Origin of the sequence: Stappia sediminis (assembly GCF_009826895.1) — a bacterium.
Lineage (GTDB): Bacteria > Pseudomonadota > Alphaproteobacteria > Rhizobiales > Stappiaceae > Hongsoonwoonella > Hongsoonwoonella sediminis.
The window spans coordinates 259,205-281,561 of record NZ_WUMV01000006.1; the positions used below are offsets into that span (position 1 = coordinate 259,205).

At 62.5% G+C, this 22,357-nt stretch carries 18 protein-coding genes; 4 read left to right on the forward strand and 14 right to left on the reverse strand.

From position 1 onward, the window contains the following. Positions 1 to 31 precede the first annotated feature (31 nt). The 3 genes from GR183_RS13450 to GR183_RS13460 all read right to left on the reverse strand — a co-directional run bounded on the left by GR183_RS13450 (position 32) and on the right by GR183_RS13460 (position 3,279). Complete coding sequence (locus GR183_RS13450; RefSeq protein ID WP_160776154.1) at positions 32 to 1,663, reverse strand: cisplatin damage response ATP-dependent DNA ligase; 1,632 nt, start codon at positions 1,661 to 1,663, stop codon at positions 32 to 34. A 16-nt stretch (positions 1,664 to 1,679) separates the two neighbouring features. Beyond that, complete coding sequence (locus GR183_RS13455; protein ID WP_160776155.1) at positions 1,680 to 2,099, reverse strand: DUF6841 family protein; 420 nt, start codon at positions 2,097 to 2,099, stop codon at positions 1,680 to 1,682. 181 nt (positions 2,100 to 2,280) lie between these two features. Next, entirely contained in the window at positions 2,281 to 3,279 is a 999-nt protein-coding gene (locus GR183_RS13460) for a ligase-associated DNA damage response exonuclease (protein ID WP_376765772.1), read from the reverse strand. Positions 3,280 to 3,534: 255 nt separating this feature from the next. On the opposite strand from GR183_RS13460, the gene GR183_RS13465 reads away from it, so the two are divergent. Further along, a complete protein-coding gene (locus GR183_RS13465) occupies positions 3,535 to 4,380 on the forward strand; it encodes an META domain-containing protein (RefSeq protein ID WP_160776157.1) in 846 nt (281 codons plus the stop codon). Positions 4,381 to 4,479: 99 nt separating this feature from the next. Next, positions 4,480 to 5,229 carry a 2OG-Fe(II) oxygenase gene (locus tag GR183_RS13470; protein ID WP_160776158.1) on the forward strand — a complete coding sequence of 250 codons (750 nt, stop codon included), beginning with the start codon at positions 4,480 to 4,482 and terminating at the stop codon, positions 5,227 to 5,229. A 4-nt stretch (positions 5,230 to 5,233) separates the two neighbouring features. On the opposite strand, the gene GR183_RS13475 is transcribed toward GR183_RS13470, so the two are convergent. From GR183_RS13475 to GR183_RS13525, 11 genes are all read right to left on the reverse strand, one after another. Further along, positions 5,234 to 5,776, reverse strand: coding sequence for a hypothetical protein (locus tag GR183_RS13475; protein WP_160776159.1), 543 nt, complete (start codon positions 5,774 to 5,776; stop codon positions 5,234 to 5,236). A 2-nt stretch (positions 5,777 to 5,778) separates the two neighbouring features. Then, the gene (locus GR183_RS13480; protein ID WP_160776160.1) at positions 5,779 to 6,420 is read right to left on the reverse strand and encodes a lysophospholipid acyltransferase family protein; all 642 of its coding nucleotides are present in this window, start codon (positions 6,418 to 6,420) and stop codon (positions 5,779 to 5,781) included. A 7-nt stretch (positions 6,421 to 6,427) separates the two neighbouring features. Continuing rightward, a complete protein-coding gene (locus GR183_RS13485) occupies positions 6,428 to 7,366 on the reverse strand; it encodes a phosphatidate cytidylyltransferase (RefSeq protein ID WP_208999854.1) in 939 nt (312 codons plus the stop codon). Further along, positions 7,363 to 7,971: a CDP-alcohol phosphatidyltransferase family protein gene (locus tag GR183_RS13490; protein WP_160776161.1), complete on the reverse strand. Its 609-nt coding sequence runs from the start codon at positions 7,969 to 7,971 to the stop codon at positions 7,363 to 7,365. Before GR183_RS13490 ends, GR183_RS13485 begins: the two co-directional genes overlap by 4 nt. A gap of 154 nt (positions 7,972 to 8,125) precedes the next feature. Then, positions 8,126 to 10,342 (reverse strand): 3-hydroxyacyl-CoA dehydrogenase NAD-binding domain-containing protein, encoded by a 2,217-nt coding sequence (locus GR183_RS13495; RefSeq protein WP_160776162.1) that lies wholly within the window; start codon positions 10,340 to 10,342, stop codon positions 8,126 to 8,128. Between the two features lie 21 nt (positions 10,343 to 10,363). Continuing rightward, positions 10,364 to 11,572, reverse strand: a complete 1,209-nt coding sequence (locus tag GR183_RS13500; RefSeq protein WP_160776163.1) for an acetyl-CoA C-acetyltransferase — start codon at positions 11,570 to 11,572, stop codon at positions 10,364 to 10,366. Positions 11,573 to 11,620: 48 nt separating this feature from the next. Further along, the gene (locus GR183_RS13505) at positions 11,621 to 12,745 is read right to left on the reverse strand and encodes an acyl-CoA dehydrogenase family protein (protein ID WP_202396103.1); all 1,125 of its coding nucleotides are present in this window, start codon (positions 12,743 to 12,745) and stop codon (positions 11,621 to 11,623) included. A gap of 250 nt (positions 12,746 to 12,995) precedes the next feature. After that, entirely contained in the window at positions 12,996 to 14,792 is a 1,797-nt protein-coding gene (locus GR183_RS13510) for an acyl-CoA dehydrogenase C-terminal domain-containing protein (protein WP_160776165.1), read from the reverse strand. A 220-nt stretch (positions 14,793 to 15,012) separates the two neighbouring features. Then, positions 15,013 to 15,789, reverse strand: coding sequence for a TIGR02186 family protein (locus tag GR183_RS13515; protein WP_160776166.1), 777 nt, complete (start codon positions 15,787 to 15,789; stop codon positions 15,013 to 15,015). Continuing rightward, positions 15,786 to 16,715, reverse strand: a complete 930-nt coding sequence (locus tag GR183_RS13520; protein WP_160776167.1) for a sulfite exporter TauE/SafE family protein — start codon at positions 16,713 to 16,715, stop codon at positions 15,786 to 15,788. The genes GR183_RS13515 and GR183_RS13520 overlap by 4 nt, the downstream gene beginning before the upstream one ends. Positions 16,716 to 16,866: 151 nt before the next feature. After that, a complete protein-coding gene (locus GR183_RS13525; RefSeq protein ID WP_160776168.1) occupies positions 16,867 to 20,829 on the reverse strand; it encodes an SEL1-like repeat protein in 3,963 nt (1,320 codons plus the stop codon). Between the two features lie 392 nt (positions 20,830 to 21,221). On the opposite strand from GR183_RS13525, the gene GR183_RS13530 reads away from it, so the two are divergent. Both GR183_RS13530 and GR183_RS13535 read left to right on the forward strand, forming a co-directional pair. After that, entirely contained in the window at positions 21,222 to 21,680 is a 459-nt protein-coding gene (locus GR183_RS13530; RefSeq protein ID WP_160776169.1) for a MerR family transcriptional regulator, read from the forward strand. A 318-nt stretch (positions 21,681 to 21,998) separates the two neighbouring features. Continuing rightward, entirely contained in the window at positions 21,999 to 22,277 is a 279-nt protein-coding gene (locus GR183_RS13535) for a GIY-YIG nuclease family protein (protein ID WP_160776170.1), read from the forward strand. The last annotated feature ends 80 nt before the right edge of the window (positions 22,278 to 22,357 follow it).

Sequence of the window (22,357 nt, forward strand, 5' to 3'; positions counted from 1 at the left end):
GCGGCTACCCTGCGCGCGCATGGCCCGTGTTTCAAGCCTTCTCGTCTTCGTTCACCAAAGCTTCAAGAAGATCGATGCGGTCGGCTTCCGCAGGCGGCTTGTCCCATCTAAGGCGCGCTACACGCGGAAAGCGCATGGCAAGGCCCGATTTATGCCGCTTCGAGCGCGCAATTCCTTCAAACGCGACCTCCAGTACAAGTCCGTTTTCCTTCGTGTGGACAACCTCACGCACGGGGCCGAAGCGGTTCAGCGTATTGTTGCGCACGAAGCGATCTATCTCGAGCAGCTCCTCGTCGGTGAACCCGAAATAGGCCTTGCCGACCGGTACGAGTTCACCTTCACGCCAGACGCCGAACGTGTAATCGGAATAGTAGGACGAGCGTTTGCCGTGCCCGCGCTGCGCGTACATCAGCACCGCATCGACGAGGAACGGATCCCGCTTCCACTTGAACCAAAGTCCTTTCGGCCTGCCCGGAACGTAGGGCGCATCCCGGCGCTTGAGCATGACGCCCTCAATCGCCGCCGCGTCTTCACCAGCCTCGAATTGCGCCGGGTCTTCTCGCGCGTCTGCAAGCTCTTCCCAGCTTGAAAAGCCGACCATGGGCGAAGCATGAAGCGCCGGATGAGCGAGGCGGTCGAGAAATCCCTCCAGCCTGTCGCGCCGCTCCTCGAACGGTCGTTCGCGCAGGTCTTCTCCGTCGAGCGAAAGGAGATCGTAGGCGCGGATGCCGACCGGAGCGGATTTCATCAGCGCCTTCGTCACGGTTTTTCGATTGAGGCGCTGTTGAAGCGCGTTGAAGGACTGAACGCGCCCGTCGACCATGACGAGAAGTTCGCCGTCGATCGCGGCATCGAAGTCGAGTTCGTCGACAAGATCGGGAAAGGCGGCGGAGATATCGTCGCCGGAACGCGAAAAAAGCCTGCGTTTCAACGCGCCGTTCCGCTCCCGCCCGGCGGATGCCTGAACGCGGATGCCGTCCCATTTCCATTCGGCGGCGAAATGCGCAGGGTCGAGACGTTCGAAATCCGCCTCCTCTATCGGATGTGCCAGCATCGGCGGGCGAAAGGGTGCCGGATCATCTGTTTCCGGCTTCTGCGCACGGCCTTCCGCCCAGGCAAAAAGGCCTTCATAGGGTGGCTTGAGGCCATGCCAGACCTGCTCCACATCGTCGGGCGACAGTACCCCCAGGCCGGCCACCGCCGTTTTCGCAAGCCTTGCCGACACGCCGATGCGCATGCCCCCGGTCACGAGCTTCAGGAGTGCCCAGCGCCCGGTCTCGTCCAGCGTGTCGAGCCAGCCGGATACAAACCCCGGCACTTCCGTCTTGCCGGCCTTCGCCAGTGTCTCGACCACTTCGGACAATCTTGGCGGGGCCGCGTTCACGCCTTCCCGCTTCGGCCACATGAGTGCGATGGTCTCGGAAAGGTCGCCCACGAAATCGTAGGAGAGCGCAAACAGCACCGGGTCGGCCCGCTTGCCGATCAGTGCGCGCAGCATCGCGGGCTTGGCGTGCCGGAAGTCGAGTTCATTTGTAAGGGCCGCCAGCGCCAACCCGCGCTCCGGATCGGGCGTGGAGGCGAAATAATCGGTCAGAAGGGCAAGCTTCGCATTGCGCCTCGGCTCGAAGGATAGGCGGTCGAGCAGTCTTGCGAAGTCCCGCATTGCCGCCCGTCCCCGTTTACGCCTCGTTGACGATCATCGCGATGCGCCAGTCCTCGCCTTCCAGCATGAGGTGGTAATGGCAGGTGAACTCAAGGATCGGCTCGTCCTCGCGGTCATCCTGCGACCATGCAAGCGAAACGAGCGCCGTCGTTCCGCTGACATGTGCGGATATCACCTCGAAGTCGGAATGGACAACATCTTCCTTTTCAAGCGCTTCCAGGAGCTTCTCGATGTTTTCCAGAAGCTCTTCCTCATCGGCGAAATGCGTGCCCCGCCCGAATTGCCAGATGGTTACGGGAAAGGCGAAACAATCGGCGATTGCATGCGGATCGTAGTCGTCGAAACCCGCGCGATAGGCCTCGAAGAGTTCGGCGATCGCCGCCTGAGCCTCTTCTTCATACGCGTCTTCCGCGACCTGTATGTTTTCGTGTTCCATCTCAAGCGCCTCCCGCCTAGAGCGCTTTCCACGAAAGCGAGATCGCTTTCGTGACAAGAATTCGCTCCAGGATCAATATCTTGAGCATATCCTTGTAGCCAAGTCCGATCCGGATTTGGCAGGATATGCTCGAGTTTTCCGACAGGTATCGGAAATTGCGGCAATATCACGGTTTTCCTGCTTACGCTCCACTTGATTCAGCTGTTTCGCCGCTGTCTTCATATCCGATCATGTTGAGGGGTCGCGCTTTCAGCCCCGCCGTCTTGCACCAGTGGACAAGCGCCTCTTCCGCCCCGTGCGTGACCCATATTTCCTCGGCCCCCGTTTCCAGGACGGTTGCGCACAGGTCGTCCCAGTCGGCGTGATCGGAGATGATCAGCGGCAGTTCGGCGCCACGCTGGCGCGCGCGTGCCCTCACCCGCATCCAGCCGCTGGCAAGGGCGGTCGCAGGATCGCCGAAGCGCCTTGCCCAGCGGTCGGCTAGCTGGCCGGGCGGCGCGATCACGATTTCGCCCGCCAGTTCCTTGCCGCGCTTGCCGACAGGCTCCAGCGGGCCAAGCTCCACCCCTTCTTCCTCATATAGCCGGCACAGCGTCTCAAGCGCGCCATGCAGGTAGATCGGCTTGTCGTATCCGGCTTGACGAAGCAGCGCGATCACCCGCTGCGCCTTGCCAAGTGCATAGGCCCCAACCAGATGCGTCTTGTCAGGAAAGAGCCGCAACGACTTCAAAAGCTTCGCAATCTCGTCCTCCGCTTTCGGATGGCGAAACACCGGCAGACCGAAAGTCGCTTCGGTGATGAAGATATCGCACGGCAGAAGTTCGAAGGCCGCGCACGTCGGGTCGGCCTGTCGCTTGTAATCGCCCGAGACGACGATCCGGAAGCCTGAGAAATCGAGCCTGATCTGGCAGGAGCCGAGCACGTGGCCTGCCGGGTGGAAGGAAACTTCCACATCGCCCATGCGCAAGCTTTCGCCCATTGTCGCCTTCTCTGACGATCCGGCGAAATCCTCGCCGTAGCGCGCCGCCATGATCTTCAGCGTTTCGCCACTTGCCATCACCGCGCCGTGGCCCGCACGGGCGTGGTCCGCATGGCCGTGCGTTATCAGCGCGCGTTCCACCGGTCGCACGGGGTCGATATGGAACCCGCCGGCGGGGCAGTACAGTCCAGCCTCGGTCAAGGTTAGCCGATCGGTAGGTATGGCTCTTCCCCTGTATGGACTCACCAAGCGATTTCATGCGCTTGGCGACCAAGATAGGTCATCTTCGCCCGCTGTCACGAAAACCGTGAACCGGTTAGTTCCCCACAAGCCTCACCAAAGCAACGCGAGCCCTGCCAGAGACACGCGCGTCGTTCAGTCTCTGTTCAACTCCCTGTCGGAAAATCCCTGCAGCATCGGGCACGCCTTGCGGGTGCCTGAAGGGAGGTACGAATAATGAAGTGGCTTGCCGCATTTCTAGGTGCGACGCTTTTCGCCGTTGTCTGCTTGCCCGTGCCGGCTTTCGCCGACATCGTTCATTTGAAGTCGCTGCGAAGCGGGCGCTATGTCACGCTCGATGTGGACCGCGCGGGCCTTCTTGCCGCCACCGCGCAGAAAAAGCGCAATGCCGCCAAGCTCGAACTTGTGCGCCTTTCCGGCAATCGCATCGCTTTTCGCGTGCCGACGAACAATACGTTCGTGCGTGCGGGCGTTGGCGATCGTACGCTTCTGTCCGCCGGCAGCCCGCGCATCGAGGGCTGGGAAACCTTCGAGATGCATCCTCTCTCCCGCCACCGTTTCGCGCTTCGCTCGCTCCGGAACGGGCGTTATGTGCGGGCTGGCGTCGGCCGCGCTTCGCTGCTTGCCGCAGTCAGCAGGAACATCGGTGAATGGGAAACCTTCGAACTCGTCAAGGCGCAGAGCAGGCCCCATGCCAGAAAGCCTGCGATCCCTTCGCTCCACGGCAACTGGCAAATTCGCATGGTACGTGGAGAGGATGGGCGCCTTGCCCCCGTCGCCCCGGTCCTTGCCCAGGCCGCGAAGATCGAGGTCGGGCGAACGGGCCGCTTCACCGCCTTTACCGGCTGCAACGAGATTGCCGGCCGCCTCTCGCAGGACCGTACCCGCATACGCGTTTCGCGCGTCGTCGCCACGAACAGGGGCTGCTCGGGCAAGCGCGGCGAACTGGAGCGCCGGTTCCTTGGTGCATTGCGCTCCGCCATTCGCGTGAACGGCAACCGCCAGCGGATGACGTTTTACGAACGCGGCGGCCGCCCCCTCATGGTGATCGCTCAAAACTAGACCCGATCTGCTTTCGGGCGGCATCTGCCTTGTTTTCATGTTGCAATCGGCTTTTCGACTTTGACCATGACGGGTCACTCGCGAAGGGACTGCCGAAACATGCCTCAAGCTTCTGCCGCCTCGAACCACGATTTCCTGCAAACCGATTGCAGCACTCGGGTAATGCGCCTCGACTGGCCGCGCATCCTTGCCGATCTCGACGCCTTCGGCTTTGCGACGACGGGCCCGCTTTTGACCCGCGAAGAGTGCAAAGCGCTCGCGGCATCCTACGAAGACGACAGCCTGTTTCGCACGCGCATCGTCATGGCGCGCCACGGCTTCGGCAGCGGGGAATACAAATATCTCGCCTATCCCCTGCCGAACCTTGTCCAGTCCTTGCGCACAAGCCTCTACCCGCATCTGGCCCCGCTTGCGAATTCGTGGTCGCAGATGACCGGGCGGGGAGTTTCCTTCCCCGACCACCATGCCGAATTCCTCAAGCGTTGCCACGACGCCGGCCAGACGCGGCCGACGCCACTCCTGCTTCGCTACGGGCAAGACGATTTCAACTGCCTGCATCAGGATCTTTACGGCGACCACGTCTTCCCCCTGCAGGCAGCCTTTCTCCTGTCCGACCCCGGTTCTGATTTCTCGGGCGGCGAATTCGTTCTGACGGAACAGCGCCCGCGCCAGCAGTCGCGCGCATCCGTCGTGCCGCTAACGCAGGGCGAAGCGGTGATCTTCGCCGTCAACGAGCGTCCTGTGAAAGGAACGAAAGGCACGTACCGGGTCCGCATGCGCCACGGCGTCAGCCGCATCAGGCAAGGCAATCGCCACACGCTGGGCGTCATCTTCCACGACGGGGCCTGATCGATCAGTTCGGCATGACCGAAAAATAGAAAACGTAAAACAGGCACCAGAAGCCGAGCCAAATCGCAGCGGCAAGACGTTCCTTCCTGGCCTTTCGCAATCCGGCAAAGGCGATACGCGCAAGCAGCACAGCCAAAGCGAAACGGGCAAATCGCGCCGCGAAACCGAGCCCCAAGAATGCCGCAGCCGGAATCTGCAGGATTGCCGACTGGACTGCGAATATCTTGAAGGGAACGCCCGTCACCGCACCAACGAAGACTGCGAGTGGCCAATTCTCCGTCATCGCCACACGCGTTTCGGCAATCATTCCTGCCGATATTGCCGGAATGGCATCCAGCAGCTCTGTAACCCCTGCCGCATCATGACCGGCGGCAACAATCATCACCGCCCCACCTGCCACCGCGCCAAGCGCCGCCGATACGCAAAGCGCGAACGCCCTCTTCATGCCGAAGCGGATTGCCGCGTAGGTCAGAAGAACATCGGGAACGATGAAGAAGACGGTCGCCTCGGCAAATCCCCACGCGAAAGCTGCCAAATGCCAGGGCACTGTCAGTCCCACACCGGCAGGTGCAGCTCGCTCGCAAGGCGCTTCATCTTCGCCTCGTAGCGGGCCATGAACGCGGCAATGTCTTCCTCGCCGAAGAGCGCATCGCCCACCGCGATATCGCAGTTGAACGGCACCAGAATGAAGGAGCCTTTCGGCAGCGCCCTTCCCAACCCGTGCATGAAGATCGGGATAACGGGCACCTCGGGGCAACCGCGCGCAAGATGCGCGATCCCCTTCTTGAAGCCGGAAAGGTGCTCCGGTTCGCCGCGCGACCCTTCGGGAAAAAGGATCAGGATATCCCCGCGCGCAAGCGCATCTTCGCAAGCCTGTAGCGGATTTGCGCCTTCTTTCGCCCCGCCCTGCCGATCTATAGGCAGAATGCCGATGATGTTCGTCGCAAACCACGCGAGGAACCGGTTCTTCAGGAAATAGTCCATCGCCGCGACGGGGCGGATACGCGGCAGGTCGCGCAAGGGGAAAAGCGCGATCAGCGTCAGCGTGTCGAGGTGCGAATTGTGGTTGGCGGCAAGCACCGCCGGACCGTGATCGGGAAGCTTCTCCCGCCCGCGCAGGTTCACGCCAAGCAGGATCAGAAGCACGGGGCGGATGACCAGCGCGAAGAAGACGAGGCGAAGAAGCTTCATCGCGCCCTCACGCGTAGAAATAGCGGATGATGTGGAAGAAGGCGGGTGCCGCGTAAGTCAGGCTGTCGACCCGGTCGAGGATACCCCCGTGTCCGGGGATCAGACCGCTAGAATCCTTCACCTTCAGGTCGCGCTTCAGCGCGGAGATCGTCACGTCGCCGATGAAGCCGGCAGCCGCGATCGCGGCACCCGCGAAGGCCGACCAAAGCGGATCCATCACCGTCAAAAACGGCCCGAGAAAGACGGCGAGAAGCGTCGTTGTCGCCAGCCCGCCGAGGAAACCCTCCCACGTCTTCTTCGGGCTCACCTTCGGCACGATCGCGTGCCGCCCGAACATTTTCCCCCAGGTGAACTGTGCGACATCGTTGAACTGCGTCAGGAATACGAGAAAGAGAAGCAGCCCCGCTCCGCCCGCCGGATTGCCGATCTCCCGCCCCAGGAACATCAGTCCCGCCAGATGGCTCAGCGCGAAGACGGTGATCATCAAACCCCATGTGTAGGTGCCGACAGCGCGCAGGAAGCCTTCCGTCTCGCCGCGCAGCGTGATCACCATCGAAAGGAGCAGGAACATCCACACGGGAATGAAGACGATGAACATCCCGTACCAGTTGCTGTAGACCCAGTAGAACTGGATCGGCACGGCAAGATAGGCCCACAGCAGCACTTCCCGGTCGATGCGGCGCGTCGGGATAAGCGAGAAATATTCCTTCAGCGCCAGGAACGACAGGAAACCGAGGAACACAACGGAAGCAGCAGGCCCGATCAGGATCGCGACGGTGAAGACGCCGATCATCCACCACCAGGATTTCACGCGCGCGACCAGTTCGTCCGCTCCGGAAACGCCCTTGCGCGAAAGAACGGCGACGATGCCGCTTGCGACGAGAAGCAACGCATAGATGCCGATCAGCACCTGATGGACGGTCGACAATTCCCCGAACATGCTCATGCGCTTTCCCCTTCGGCCAGGGCCGCCTTTGCCCGGCGGAATATCGTGACTATAGAAAGAACGACGGCGATCCAGCCCGCGAAATCCACGTAAGGGGCCGGATCGAGCCCTAGGCCGATGAAAAAGCCGAGCGCTCCGAAAAGCGCCGCCCGGTCGCTCTTGCCGAACGGCCCGTCATAGCGCCTGCTCGCGCCGATTGTCTGACCCAGCACACCGGTCAGTTCTGCGGCCCCCGCCAGGACGACGAAAAGGATGACGGGAACCGCAGCGCCGTCGGAAAGCAGGGCGAAGGGCAGGTAAAGCGCGGCATCCGCCATCACGTCCGTCAGTTCGTTCAGGATCGCGCCGAGCCAGCTTTTCTGCCCAAACTCGCGCGCCAGCATCCCGTCGATAGCGTTGAGCGCCATGCGCGAGAACAAAAGCACCGGCAGCAACAGGAAGGGCCATCGCGACGCAGGCTGAAGCGCCATCCAGAGGCCGAAGGCAAGGCTCGCGATAAAAGCTGCAAGCGTCACCTGATTTGCCGTCACGCCTCGCCCCTCAAGCCAGCGGCAGAATGGGCGCAGCAGGTTCTGGAAGCGGGGTTTCAGATCGTAGATGGTCATCTGATCTTCAAATCCGATGGCTGCAATCAGTCAAAAAACAAATCCCGAAATGAATAACTTCAGCTGATTAAAGAACCGTAAGACCCATCGCCTGCGGAACAAAAATGGGGCAGCCGAAGCCGCCCCATCAATCAGCAAATAAAGCCGGGCAACGTCACGCCGCCTTCTTGGCCTCTTCCTCCGCCTTGGGCGGGAAGCGGCCGTAGAAGGTCTCGTCGCTCTTGGCCATATCGCGCAGGAGCTTGTTCGGCTTGAAGCGCGGGCCCCACTTCTTGGTGAACTTCTTGAGCATCTCGACAAAGGCGGTCGTGCCCATGTTGTCGATATAGCTCAGCGTTCCGCCCGAATAGGGCGCGAAGCCGAAGCCGAGGATGGAGCCGACATCCGCCTCGCGCACGTCGGTGAGGCAGTTTTCCTCGAAGATGCGCGCCGTCTCCAGCGCCTGCATGCCGAGAAGGCGCTGCTTGAGTTCCTCTATGTTAAAGCTGTCGGCTGGCTTCGCCGGGCCGACAACCTCCGAGATACCGGGCCAGAGCGACTTCTCCTTGCCCTGGTAGTCGTAGAAGCCCTTGCCGTTCTTGCGCCCGAAGCGCTCGCGCTTGACCACCATCGCTTCCAGGATGTTGTCGAGCGGGCCTTCGACATAGTTGACGCCAAGGTCCTTGCGCGTCGCCGAGACGATCTTCCACGCAAGGTCGAGCGCCACCTCGTCGCCGAGCGAAAGCGGCCCGACCGGCATTCCCGCCATGCGGCCCGCGTTCTCGATCATTGCCGGCGGCACGCCATCGGCAAGCATCATCAGCCCTTCGCGGATGTAGGTCATCACCACGCGCGAGGTGTAGAAGCCGCGCGAGTCGTTGACCACGATCGGCGTCTTCTTGATCGCCTTCACATAGTCGAGCGCCATGGCAAGCGCACGGTCGCCCGTCTTCTTGCCCATGATGATTTCGACCAGCATCATCTTGTCGACGGGCGAGAAGAAGTGGATGCCGATGAAGTTCTTCGGGCGCTTCGACGCCTCGGCAAGTGAAGTGATCGGCAGCGTGGAGGTGTTGGAAGCGTAGATCCCGCGCGTTTTCATCGCGGCTTCCGCCTTTTCCGTCACCACGCGCTTGATTTCGCGGTCCTCGAACACGGCCTCGATCACGAGGTCGCAATCGGCAAGCTGGTCGTAGTCGACCGTGGCCGCGATCTTCGAGAGAAGCTTTTCCTTGTCTTCTTCGCTGGCCCGGCCGCGCTTCACCGCCTTCGACATCAGCTCGTCGGAATGCGCCTTGCCCTTGTCGGCTGCTTCCTGGTCGCGGTCGATCAGCACGACGTCAATACCGGCCTTGGCGGTAACATAGGCAATACCCGCTCCCATGAAGCCCGCACCCAGAATGCCGATCTTCCTGATCTTGTTCGGCCGCACGTCCGTCGGGCGTCGCGCGCCCTTGTTCAGTTCCTGCATGGAAACGAAGAGCGAGCGGACCATGTTCGCCGCTTCCTTCGACTGAAGGACGTTGGCGAAGTAGCGGCTTTCCACCGTCAGCGCCTGGTCCATCGGCAGAAGCAGGCCCTCGTAGACGGAATGAAGCACACCGCGCGCGCCGGGGTAGTTGTCATAGGTCTCGCGACGGTAGATCGCATTCGCCGCCGGCCAGAACTGGAAGCCCGCGGGCGAATAGATCGGCCCGTTCGGCAGCTTGAAGCCCTTCTTGTCCCAGGGCTTCACCGGGTCGACGCCGGCTTTCAGCAGCTTCTTCGCCGCCGCGACCAGCTTCTTCGGTGCGGCCAGTTCGTCGACAAGCTTCATGGAAAGTGCCTGGCCGGCGCGCAGCGTCTTGCCCTGCATCAGGAACTGCAGGCCCTGCTGGCCGTCCGCCATGCGCATCACGCGTTGCGTGCCGCCCGCACCGGGGAAAAGGCCGACCTTGACTTCCGGCAGGCCCATCTTGAAGGCGTCGCTCTCGTCCGCCACACGCGCGTGGCAGGCAAGCGCAAGCTCCGTCGCCCCGCCCATACAGGTGCCGTTGATCGCCGCGACGAAGGGTTTGCCGCAGGTTTCGAGCTTGCGGTAGATCAGGGAAAGCCGCCGCGATCCCTCGAAAAGCTCCTTCGCCGCCCCTTCCGGGTCGCTGCTGCGCTTCTTGTGGAACTCCTTCAGCAGCCTTTCGAGCATGGTGAGGTCCGCGCCGCCGGAAAAAGCCGCCTTGCCGGAGGTAATCACCACGCCATTGATCGCCTCATCGGCGACAACGTCGTCGATGATCTGGTCGAGATCGTCCATGACGGACATGTCGATAACGTTCATCGACTTGTCGGCCATGTCCCAGGTGACGAGCGCGATCCCGTCGGCGTCCGTCTCAAGGGTGAAATTCTTGTAGGTCATTCTATCCTCCTGAGACCGAAATCAGACGCGCTCGATGATCGTCGCCGTGCCCATGCCGGCGCCGATGCAAAGCGTCACCAGCGCGGTGTTGAGGTCGCGCCGCTCCAACTCGTCGAGAACCGTGCCGAGGATCATCGCGCCGGTCGCGCCCAGGGGGTGGCCCATGGCGATCGCCCCGCCGTTGACGTTCACCTTCTTCGGGTCGAGGTCGAAGGCCTGATGGTAGCGCAGCACCACGGAAGCGAATGCCTCGTTGATCTCGAAGAGATCGATGTCCGAAAGCTGCATCCTGGCGTTTTTCAGAAGCTTTTCGGTAACGTCCACCGGCCCTGTCAGCATGAGTGCGGGTTCTGAGCCGATGTTTGCGAAGGCCTTGATGCGCGCGCGCGCCGTAAGACCCGCCTTCTTGCCGGCCTTGCGCGAGCCGATGAGCACGGCAGCCGCACCGTCCACGATGCCGGACGAATTGCCGGCGTGGTGCACGTGGCGGATCTTCTCCACCTCCGGATGCGCCTGGATGGCGACCGCGTCGAAACCGCCCATGGAGCCCATGATCTCGAACGAAGGGTTGAGCGAGCCGAGCGCCTGCATGTCGGTATCGGGACGCATGTGCTCGTCACGGTCGAGGATCGTGATACCGTTGATGTCCTTCACCGGCACGACGGACTTCTTGAAATAGCCCTTGTCCCAGGCGTTCGCCGCGCGTTTCTGGCTTTCCACGGCATAGCCGTCGACGTCGTCGCGCGAGAAGCCGTATTTGGTGGCGATCAGGTCGGCGGAAACCCCCTGCGGCATGAAGTAGGAGGGAATCGCCACTTGCGGGTCGACCGGCCATGCTCCGCCGGACGCGCCGATGCCGACCCGGCTCATGCTTTCCACGCCGCCCGCGATCACCATGTCGTGCTGGCCGGACATCACCTGTGCGGCGCCGAAATTCACCGCGTCGAGGCCCGAGGCGCAGAACCGGTTGAGCTGCACGCCCGGCACCGCCCTGTCGTATTTCGCGGCGAAGACGGATGCACGAGCGATATCGCCGCCCGCCTCTCCGACCGGGTCGACACAGCCAAGCACCACGTCGTCGACAAGGTTGGTGTCAAGCTCGTTGCGTGTCCGCACGGCTTCCAGCGCGCTCGCTGCAAGGCGCACCGCCGGCACCTCGTGCAGCGCCCCGTCCTTCTTGCCGCGCCCGCGCGGTGTGCGCACGTGATCGTAGATGAATGCGTCAGGCATATGTGCCTCCTTCAATCGAATTCATGCGTTCAAGTAAGAAAGTGCGGCTCACAGGCTGCGCGCGATCAGCACTTTCATGATCTCGTTCGTTCCCGCGTAGATACGCTGCACGCGTGCGTCCGCATACAGCCGCGCGATCGGATATTCGTTCATGTAGCCGTAGCCGCCATGAAGCTGCAGGCATTCGTCCATCACCTTGCACTGGAGGTCCGTGGTCCAGTATTTGGCCATGGAGGCGGTCACCGTATCGAGCCCGCCTTCCAGGTGCCTGGCGATGCAATCGTTGACGAAGACCTTGCCGATGGTCGCTTCGGTCTTCATTTCGGCAAGCTTGAACTGGGTGTTCTGGAAATCGATGATGGCCTTGCCGAAGGCCTTTCGTTCCTTGACGTAGTCGAGCGTGACGGCGAGCGCGCGCTCGATAGCCGCCATCGCCTGAATGGCCACGATCAGGCGCTCCTGCGGAAGCTGCTCCATCAGCTGATAGAAGCCCTTGCCCTCGTCCTGGCCTAGAAGCGCGTCCGCCGGCACGCGCACGTTGTCGAAGAAAAGCTCCGACGTGTCGTTGCCCTTCAGGCCGATCTTGTCGAGGTTGCGCCCGCGCCGGAAGCCTTCCACCTCGTCCGTCTCGACGATAAAGAGCGAGGTGCCTTTCGCGCCGGCCTTGGGGTCGGTCTTGGCGACGACCACGATGAGGTTGGCAAGCTGGCCGTTGGTAATGAAGGTCTTGGAGCCGTTGATGACGTAGTGATTGCCGTCTTTTTGCGCCGTCGTCTTGATGCCCTGGAGATCGGAGCCCGCGCCCGGCTCCGTCATGGCGATCGCGCCGATGAGATCGCCGGAAACGAGGCCCGGCAGCCAGCGCTTCTTCTGGTCTTCCGAGCCGTAGTGCAGGATGTAGGGCGCGACGATGCCGGAATGGAGCGCAATGCCGAAGTGGTCGAAACCGTCGAGCCCGAGCCGGTTCATGATCGCCGCCTCATGGGCGAAGGAGCCTCCGACCCCGCCGTATTCCTCAGGGATGGCAGGGCACAGGAACCCGCTTTCGCCGGTCTTCTTCCAGGCTTCGCGCGTCACGCATCCCGCCTCGACCCATTCCTCGTAGCCGGGCGCGATTTCCTGCTCCAGGAAGCGGGCGAAAGCGTCGTCGAGGAGCTTCACCTCCTCATCCATCCACTGCGGTTCGGCGACGTCGATTGCGGCCAATTTCGTTTCCTCCCGAATTTTTCGGCTTCGCTTCTTGGTATCGGCTTGCATCACATGCTGATGAACGGTTCAAACTATGCGTGCTTACGTAACTGACTTCATACGCTACCGCTTCGGCGGAACCTCAGGTAGCGGCCACATGCGGGTCCCCTCTCCCTCGAAGGGAGAGGGTTAGGGTGAGGGTGCTCGAATTCCGTTACATGCAAACAACCTCAAATCAAAAAGCCTCGGCGGCAACGCCCATCATGGTGTCCGCGCCGGACGAGATACGCGCCAGATGCGCGCCCGTTTCCGGCATGACACGCTGCATGAAATGCCTGCCGAATGCGAGCTTCGCGTTCAGCCAGTCTTCCTTGCCCTCAGCCCCGGCGGAAATTTTCGCGTTTGCCGCCTTGGCGATCTGCGCCCACATGAAGCCGAGCGCGACCAGCCCGAAAAGATGCATGTAGTCGGTGGAGCCGGCACCTGCGTTGTCGGGGTTCTGCATTGCGTTCTGCATGAACCACATGGTGGCCTTCTGCAGGTCGTCGAGGCCGGATTTCAGCGGGCCGGTAAAATCCTTGAGAGCGTCGTCCTCGCCGTTTTCCTTGATGAACGCCTTGACGTCCTCGAAGAAGGCCATAACGGCGCGCCCGCCGTTCTTCGGCAACTTCCGGCCTACGAGGTCGAGCGCCTGAATGCCGTTCGCACCCTCGTAGATCATGGTGATGCGGGCATCGCGCGCGAACTGCGACATGCCCCATTCCTCGATGTAGCCGTGCCCGCCGTACATCTGCTGCGCCTGGATGGCGTTCTCGAAACCCTTGTCGGTCAAAACGCCCTTGATGACCGGCGTCAGCAGGCCAAGATAGTCGTCGGCCTTCTGGCGCTCACCTTCGTCGGCCGAGCGATGCGCGACGTCGGACTGGAGCGCCGTCCAGAGCACAAGCGCGCGCGCCGCCTCGTTGAAGGAGCGGATGTTGAGCAGCACCCGGCGCACGTCCGGATGCACGATGATCGGGTCGGCCTTGGCATCGGGGTTCTTCGCACCTGTCAGCGCGCGGCCCTGCAGGCGTTCGCGGGCGTATTCCACCGCGTTCTGATAAGCGACTTCGGATTGCGAGAGCCCCTGCACGCCTACGGCGAGCCGCGCCTCGTTCATCATCACGAACATGGCGTTGAGACCGCGGTTTTCCTCGCCGATCAGCCAGCCCGTCGCATCGTCGTAATTCATGACGGCGGTGGAGTTGCCGTGAATGCCCATCTTCTCCTCGATGGAGCCGCAGGAAACGCCATTGCGGTCACCCGCGTTGCCGTCCGCATCGGGCAGGAACTTCGGCACGACGAAGAGCGAGATGCCTTTCACGCCTTCCGGCGCACCCTCGATGCGTGCCAGCACCAGGTGCACGATGTTTTCGGTAAGGTCGTGCTCGCCGGCGGAGATAAAGATCTTCTGGCCGGAAATCTTGTAGCGGCCGTCGCCCTGCGGCACGGCCTTCGTCTTGATCATGCCGAGGTCGGTGCCGCAATGCGGCTCGGTCAGGTTCATCGTGCCGGACCATTCTCCGGAGGCGAGCTTCGGCAGGTAAAGCGCCTTTTGCTCCTCGCTTCCATGCACGAGAAGGGCGGCCGCCGCCCCTTGCGAAAGGCCTGGGTACATGGCCCATGCCAGGTTGGCGCTGGACATGAATTCGCCGATGATGGCGTTGAGCGTCGTCGGCAGGCCCTGCCCGCCGTATTCCTCGGGCAGGGAAAGGGCGATCCAGCCGCCTTCCTTGTAGGTGTCGTACGCCGCCTTGAAGCCATCCGGCGTCGTCACGCTGCCGTCGTCGTTGCGTTTGCAGCCCTCTCTGTCGCCGACCACGTTCAGCGGCTGCAACACTTCCTCGCAGAATTTGGCGCCCTCGCCCAGGATAGCCTCGACGAGATCCGGCGTCGCTTCGCCGAAGCCCGGCAGATTGGAATAACGCTGATAGCCCAGTACGTCCTCAAGCAGGAACATCACGTCTTCGACTGGGGCCTTGTAGCTCGGCATCTGAAGCACCTCCCGGCAGTTGTCTCGTCGGATACGCTATTCAGCTATCCAGACCTTACGTTTGCGTAAACGTCACCTTGGGTGGTATATACGCCACGGACCAGCACACGGCAACCTGTATCCTATGAGCAGCGCTTGGATAATCGGGATCAATTTCGTGATTTTGAAGAATAATCGAGCGGATTCGGCAACGAAATGCTCTGGCCCCGATGGGATCAGGTCAATCCTTGCGGAACACCACGCCCGCCAGCCAGCCGGTCAAAAGCGCAAGCATCACGGCGGCAGCCCCGTATATCGGAGCGTAGCGGTGCGCCAATGAAAAGGTAAGCTGCTCGAACCCCGTCTTGGCTATCGTCAGGTTCTGTTCCTGTGCGGCAAGCAGTGCTCCTCCCCTCAAAAGGTAGGTCGTCACCTTGTATTCGCCGACCGGCACGTTCGACGGCAGCGGGATCGTCGTGCGAAACAGGTTCTGGCTCAGGAACTCGATGGAATGAATGCGTTCCGCGTAAAGCGCGTTCTGTATCCTGAGCCGCAGGAACGCGTCCCGGAAGTCGTCCCGGTCGGAAAACGGCACATTCGATTTGCCGACGATCGGGAGATTGACGTTGTGCAGGCCGATCTGGAGTTTTTCCAGTACGGGCCTGGTGGCCATGTCGACGGAAGGCCGGGTCAGGTGGGCGGCGTAAAAGCCCGGCACCTGCCTGTAGTCTTCAGCGTCGCGGTTGACCCACAACCCCAGAAAACGTCCTTTCCGCCGGACTGTCGTGCGTTGCGGCGGGCCGGTGACGATGATCGCGAGATCGTAAGGTTCGGCTCTTGCGACGGTTGCCGCATCGCGTGCGATTTCGCCGAAGACGACGATTTCCGTACCGGTAAAGTTCGATTCGATCTTCACCTTGTCGGATGAAAGGGCGGCGATCAGGCTTTCCGCTTTGGCAGCACTCGCGCACGCCAGCAAGGCGGCAGCGATGACAAGCCCTCCTGCAAGCCGTCTCATGGCAACCTCCCGGACACCACGGACACGGAGTAAAGCTCCTCCGGCTGGACGATCAGTCCGACGGCGAAACGCACGCCGACGGCGAGCACCAGCAGCGCAAGCAGCAGCCTCAGTTGGTCGCCGCGAAGTTTCTGTCCGGTACGCGCGCCGAATTGCGCCCCGATCACGCCGCCCACCATCAGGATCATCGCCAACACGATATCGACCGACTGCGTGGAGACGGCGTGCAGAAAGGTCGCAGCCGCCATGGTGACGAGAATTTGCAGGAGCGACGTCCCGATGACGATATTCGTCGGAACCCTGAGGATATAGATCAGCGCCGGCACCATCATGAACCCGCCGCCGATGCCGAGCACCGCGCCCAAAAAGCCGATCGACGAGCCCAGGAAGATGATCGGTATGACGCTGACATAGAGCCTGGACTGGCGAAAGCGCATCTTCAGCGGCAGGCCGTGGATCCAGTTGTGCTTGCCCGGCATACGCGTGTGATGCGCGCCCCCCGCCCGCCTGCGCGACATGGCGCGGGCGGATTCGATGAGCATCAGAACGCCGATGGTTCCCAGAAACGTAACGTAGGACAGCGAGATGACGAGATCGAGCTGGCCGAGGCTTCGCAGGATATCGAAAATCCAGACGCCGAGCGCGGAGCCGACAACGCCCGAGGCGAGCAGCATTCCCGCAAGCTTGAAGTCGATTGCCTTGCGCCGCCAGTACGACAGTACGCCGGAGGCTGAGGAGGCGACGATCTGCGTCGTTACCGTCGCGACCGATACCGCGGGCGGAATGCCGGAGAAGATCAGGAGCGGCGTCAGAAGGAACCCGCCGCCGATGCCGAAAAGTCCGGACAGGAAGCCGACTGCACCGCCCATGCCGAACACGGTGAACATGTTCACCGGAAGCTCAGCGATGGGAAGGTAGATCTGCACGATATACCACTACGACCTAGTTACAGGCTTTGCAAAGCACCATGCAAAACATGGTGCCAATCGGATAAGGCTTCAGTCACGGCAATGCTGTCAACGCTGAATACGCCGCCGTAGTCATATTGTATGAGAACGTGGCGAACCGGTCGAAACTTCAGATCGAGCGGCCAAGCAGCGTCCTCAGAAGCGTGCTGTCGATTTCGCCCGTCACCGGCAGTCCCGCTTCCTTCTGGAATGCGCTCACCGCCGCCCTGGTCCGCGGGCCCATCTGCCCGTCGGCGGCACCGGGATCGAAGCCCAGCGTCGCCAGCATCTTCTGGGCGCGGCGCACCATTTCCGCCGGATCTTCGGTAAGCGAGGCCTCCGACACATTCCCGGCGGGCGCCGACCAGGTCGGATCGGATGCGACTTCATTCGCCGCCGGATCCACGGGGCTCGGCTTCCAGGTATCGACCGCAAGGCTCGCTTCGGCCATTTCCTCCTTGGAAAGGATGTTCGCCACCTCGTCGCGTTTCTTGGCAGCTTCCTGGTCGCCTTGCTTGGCCGCAAGCGCGAACCACTTGTAACTTTCGATCAGGTTCTTCTCGGTACCGAGGCCGCGTGCATAGAGAATGCCGAGGTTGTATTGGCTGTCGCGCACGCCAAAGTTCGCGGCACGCTCGAACCAGTCGGCCGCGACGTCGAAATCCGGATCGCCGGAAATCCCCTCCGCATGCAGCACGGCGAGATTGTGGGTCGCCTTGGCGCTGCCCTTGTCCGCGGCGCGGCGATACCACAGCCGTGCCGTTTCCAGGTTCTTTTCGACCCCCTGGCCTTTTTCGTAGAGGCTGCCGAGGCGGTACTGCGCGGGCGCGAGCCCGCCTGCCGCCGCCCGTTCGTAGTATTTGACGGCCTTGGAAAGGTCGGGGGCAACTCCCTTGCCCTCGGAATAGCGCACCGCCACTTCGAAAAGTGCCTTGGGATCACCATTTTCAGCCGCCTGGCGCAGGGTGATCGGACCAATCGTTTCCGGCAATTCATCGGATCCCGGGGACGCTTTGGCCGCATCGCCGGCCGTGATGTTGGCGGGCTTCTGCTGGATCGTTCCCGGTGGAATTGCCGGAACCGAAGACCCGAAGGCGTTGGCAACGCCGCTCGGCGGTGCGAACGCCAGGTTTTCGCCGCCGGCGCTTGCCGGTGCGGATGGCTTGGCCGTAGCGGGGGCTTCGGGCGCCTGCGGCACTGTCTTCGGCGCTTCAACCGCCGCCGGAGCCTGCGCAATCGCAACCTCCGTCTCGGCTTGCGGCGATTGCACCGCGGATTCCTGCGCCGCGGGAGGGCTTTTCGCCGGCGGTTTGCGGGTGGAAGCTGCCCTGGGCGGCGCGTCCGCTTTTTCTCCCACCGATGCGGAAACGGTCTTGATCGGCGCCTTCTCGCTTGCGGTTGCGGTCGTGGGCGTAGCCACGACCGGCTCGGCCACATCGCTGACGGCGACCTCTCCCCCGGACGGCGCGACAAGACGGAAGACCTGCAGGGTACCGAGCGCGATCACCACTGCGGCTGCGGCAAGCAGGATCGCACGGCGGCGCGAGGGGGTGGGCGCCCCGCCCGCCTTGGCCGGCTTGTCCTCGGCGGCCGGGGCTTCAGGGGCGGCGGCTGTTTCTTTCGCGGGCTCCGGATCGGCGCGAAGTGCTGCCATCGAGGCGGCGATTTCCGCCCGGATTTTTTTGCGGCTTTCGGTATTGCCCGCGTCCTTGCCGTCGTCCGCCTCTGCGGCGGGCTCGGCCTTCTTGCGGCCGATGGCGGGAAGGCGGCCCTTCAGCCAGCCCATCCTTCCGCCGCTTTCCTCTTCACCGCCGTCGGAAGGTTCGGTGCGCCGCGGTTCGTAGGCCGCTTCGGCTGCCGCGGCCTGTGCGGCGCGGCGTGCTGCGGCGATGAAGTCCGCCTTGCGGTTGCGTGCTTCCTCCTGCGGCGAAGCCGGCGTCTTGCGTTCGCGCGAAACTTCCGTCGTGCGCGGCAGGTTGCGCGCGGCCGGAATGCCGGAGCCCGGTTCCAGCGGGCGGTCGGCGTCCGGATCGGCCGTTTTCGCGTCTTGCGATCCGCGCTCGAAGGTTTCCGCCGGTTCCAGCGTTGCCAGCCGGTCGTTGATCGATGCGAGCAATCGCTGGATATCGCCGGTTTCCTGGCGAGAGCGCTGGTCGGTCTCGTCCGCCGCCGAAAGCAGGCGCCTCAGGTCGCCGCGCAGTCCCTCGACGATGGCGTCGGGCACTTGCGCCGCGCCCTCGCCCCCTTGCCCCATGCCGGATACGCGCTTTTCCGCCTCGTCGATCACGGAGGAAAGTCGCGAGACCTTTTCCTCGATGTGCCTCAGCACCTCGTCATCATCGGTGGCGCTACCGCGCCCGACCGCCTCGGCGAGCTCGCGGATGCGCGCTTCCAGATCCTCTCCGGGGCGATCCTCGACGATCGCGCGGCGAAGGCCGGCGATTTCCTCATGGATCCGGCCAAGCGCCTTCGGATCGGAGGAAACTTCGCCGTCGAGCCTTTCGTTGAGCCGCTGGATGCCTTCCTCAAGCCGCAACAGGGCGTCGGCATCGAAGGCGGGCGCATTCGCCTCCCCGTCTATTCTGAATTCCGGCATCTCCAGCGCGTCGATCTTGCCGTCGATCGCGGCCAACCGCTTTTCGAGCAGGGTAAACGCGGCATCGTAGCTCTTGGCCGCGCGGGCGTGCTCGATCCTCTCCAGCCTGTCGACGATATCGTCGAAGCGCGCGTCGACCTCGTCGAATTTCGACGGTTCCTGGCGGCTGCGGTCCTCCGCCAGCATTGCGGTGATCTCTTCGAGCCGCTCCTGCAGCCTGTCGACGGCAACCGCGTCCGGCATGCGGTTTTCCATCGACGTGAGCCGTTCGGAAAAGCGCCGCTGCTCGGCCAGATAACCGTCCACATCGTCGAGCCGGCGCGTCACCTCGCCAAGCCGGTCCTCGATCCCGGTGACGAGTTCGCTCACGTCCATGCGCTCGACGAGGGCGCGAAGACCGCGCACCTCCTCCCCGAGCACCTCCAGGTCCTGGCCGTTGCTGCGCTCGGCAAGCCCCTCCAGGCGCCGGCCGATGTCATGCACGTGCCGGTCGAGCGTTTCGACCTGCTCGGCGCGCGGCATCAGGCGAAAGGCGTTTTCCACCTCGCCAAGCCGCTGTCCGATCCCGTCCAGAAGCGATGGGTCGACGGATGAGCGCGAAAGCTCGTCTAGCCGCTCCACCAGATGGGCGTATCCGCTCTCCAGCGACTTCAGCAGCCCTTCGACGTTGGAGCGGTTGAGGCTCGCGCGCAGATCGGCGATCTCGTTGCGAAGCGCATAGACCAGCCGGTTATCCCCGCGGTCGGACTTCAGGCCTTCGACGGCGCTCGCAAGCCGGTGGAATTCGCGGGTGTCCGATGCATCGGCCTCCGCATCGCGGGTCTTGATCGCCTCGCGCAGGCTCTCGATCTCCCGGCGCATGCAGGCCAGATACTCGTCCTGCGGGCCGCCCATCCGGTCCATTTTGCTGGAGATCTCGCGAAGGAGCGGTTTTATGTCATCATCGCGTTCGCCTGCGCTGGCATGCGCGGGGGCGACTTCGGGCGAAACCGGCCGTGAGTGGGCTGCAGCGCGCGGCGCCTCGGCTCTTCTGGAAGCGTTGTGCGGGCGTTCTTCGTTCGGAAGCGGATTTTCCCTGGCGGCCGGTGGAGCATCGTCTTCCTCCGAGCGGCCGGAAAGGTCCTCCACCCGCCGGTCCAGCCTGTCGAGCGCGCGCAGCACGGATTCGATCCGCCCGGCGCGAGCGTCCGTGTCGCGCGTTTCTTTGCCCCGTCGGCCGTCGCCACGTTCACCTGATCCCTCGCCGGCAAGCCCCGGCACGAGCCGCTCGAGAGCGGCCGCCACGTCTTCCAGTTCCTCGCGCGCGCTGCGGCCGTAGCCGCCGGGGTTGGCCGTCGCAGATCCGGTCAGCCGTTCGGCTTTCCGTCCCGCATCGGCAACGTCGCGCCGCCGGTCGCCAACGTACCAGTCGTCGGTGAACGAGCCGCCATATCCCGCCTCGGGTTCCGGCGCATTGGGGCCTTTCCCATGATCGCGATATCGAACAGTCCGGGACATATGGCTGGCCTCGTGGTCCTGTCGTCCTGCGCCCGCCGCAATCGGGCGCGAAAAATTCGGGGTGGTTCCTTCCGGCCCGGTACGGAGGAACGGGAGCCTGGATTCACCGCGTTAACAATTTGCGACTTAGGGTAAACAGCTGGTTAATTTCCCGGAAAATTGCGTCATTCTGCGAGGTTTTCCGCTCGAGAGGGTTAAAAAAGAAGCTCAACGTTAACCAGGTTTAATCCGGCCCGACGCAGGGAAACATTGACGTTTACGTATGCGTCAAGTAAATCTTCGCCCAATCCAACCACAAGGCATAGGCCGAGTCGCGCTTGCGGCGGGTCTGGCGCGCAAGGCATTTCGGCGCGAAGACCGCCCGATCGCCGGAACACGAAAAGAGACAGAAGATGAGCGAAGCGCTCTCCGTAAACAACAACGACATCGTCGAAGCCGTCGCGGCGAAGGACCAGTCCACCAGGAAGACGCATTTCACCATCGGCGATCTCGCCAAGGAGTTCGGCGTGACGCTGCGCACGCTGCGTTTCTACGAGGACAAGGGCCTGATCAATCCGAAGCGCGAAGGCCTGAACCGCATCTACACCCGCCGCGACCGCGCGCGGCTGAAGCTCGTCCTCATGGGCAAGTCCGTCGGCTTTTCGCTTGCCGAGATCCGCGACATGCTCGACCTTTACGACCTGCGCGACGGTCAGGTGACGCAGCTGAAAGTAGCGCTTTCGAAGTTCAACGAGCAGATCGACGTTCTGAAGAAGCAGCGCTCGGACATCGACCGCGCGATCGAGGAACTCGGCCGCACGGTCGAGATCGTCGGCGGCATGCTCAAGGCCAAGGAAGGTGAAGAAGCCTGAGCGCGGGCAGATCCAGCCGTATTACGAATGTCATCCCGGGCGCGGCGCAGCATGAAATGCTGCTCCGCAGAGCCGGGACCTCCCTCCGCACGCCCTGCCCTCTCTTTTTCCGTCCACGCCGCCTGCCCCCGGCCTGTTCGGGGACGACCCACGCATAGACCGCGCGTCAGTGTATTTCCCTGAAATGAGCGGGCTTCGCCCGCAGCAGATGTCTGGGCCCCGGCTCTCGCGACGTGCGTTCCGCACACGCGGGCCGGGGTGACGTTCTTCGTTTAACTGGGCCTTGCAGCGAATTGCCATCTCTGATTGCAATTGGAGATGGTTGCTTACGTCTACATCCTCGCATCAGCTCGCAATGGAACTCTCTATGTGGGAGTGACTACCGATCTACCCCGAAGAATGTACGAACATTCGCAAGGGCTCCATGACGGCTTTACAAGGCAAAATAACGTCAAACGCCTTGTCTACGCGGAAGCCTTCTCGCAAATAGACGAGGCCATTGCGCACGAAAAACGACTGAAAAAATGGAAGCGTTCGTGGAAGATCGAGCTGATCGAAAAGTCCAATCCCGAGTGGTTGGACCTCAACACGATATGACCTGAGCGACAGAGCTGAATTCACGAAGAACGTCACCCCGGACAAGCGACGGCAAAGCCGAGCGCCGATCCGGGGCCCAG

Excerpts from the sequence above, each read along its gene's own strand:
- GR183_RS13450 (WP_160776154.1), bottom strand. The coding sequence starts at position 1,663 with ATGCGGGACTTCGCAAGACTGCTCGACCGCCTATCCTTCGAGCCGAGG.
- GR183_RS13455 (WP_160776155.1), bottom strand. The coding sequence starts at position 2,099 with ATGGAACACGAAAACATACAGGTCGCGGAAGACGCGTATGAAGAAGAG.
- GR183_RS13465 (WP_160776157.1), top strand. The coding sequence starts at position 3,535 with ATGAAGTGGCTTGCCGCATTTCTAGGTGCGACGCTTTTCGCCGTTGTC.
- GR183_RS13470 (WP_160776158.1), top strand. The coding sequence starts at position 4,480 with ATGCCTCAAGCTTCTGCCGCCTCGAACCACGATTTCCTGCAAACCGAT.
- GR183_RS13480 (WP_160776160.1), bottom strand. The coding sequence starts at position 6,420 with ATGAAGCTTCTTCGCCTCGTCTTCTTCGCGCTGGTCATCCGCCCCGTG.
- GR183_RS13485 (WP_208999854.1), bottom strand. The coding sequence starts at position 7,366 with ATGAGCATGTTCGGGGAATTGTCGACCGTCCATCAGGTGCTGATCGGC.
- GR183_RS13490 (WP_160776161.1), bottom strand. The coding sequence starts at position 7,971 with ATGACCATCTACGATCTGAAACCCCGCTTCCAGAACCTGCTGCGCCCA.
- GR183_RS13495 (WP_160776162.1), bottom strand. The coding sequence starts at position 10,342 with ATGACCTACAAGAATTTCACCCTTGAGACGGACGCCGACGGGATCGCG.
- GR183_RS13500 (WP_160776163.1), bottom strand. The coding sequence starts at position 11,572 with ATGCCTGACGCATTCATCTACGATCACGTGCGCACACCGCGCGGGCGC.
- GR183_RS13505 (WP_202396103.1), bottom strand. The coding sequence starts at position 12,745 with ATGGATGAGGAGGTGAAGCTCCTCGACGACGCTTTCGCCCGCTTCCTG.
- GR183_RS13510 (WP_160776165.1), bottom strand. The coding sequence starts at position 14,792 with ATGCCGAGCTACAAGGCCCCAGTCGAAGACGTGATGTTCCTGCTTGAG.
- GR183_RS13515 (WP_160776166.1), bottom strand. The coding sequence starts at position 15,789 with ATGAGACGGCTTGCAGGAGGGCTTGTCATCGCTGCCGCCTTGCTGGCG.
- GR183_RS13525 (WP_160776168.1), bottom strand. The coding sequence starts at position 20,829 with ATGTCCCGGACTGTTCGATATCGCGATCATGGGAAAGGCCCCAATGCG.
- GR183_RS13530 (WP_160776169.1), top strand. The coding sequence starts at position 21,222 with ATGAGCGAAGCGCTCTCCGTAAACAACAACGACATCGTCGAAGCCGTC.
- GR183_RS13535 (WP_160776170.1), top strand. The coding sequence starts at position 21,999 with ATGGTTGCTTACGTCTACATCCTCGCATCAGCTCGCAATGGAACTCTC.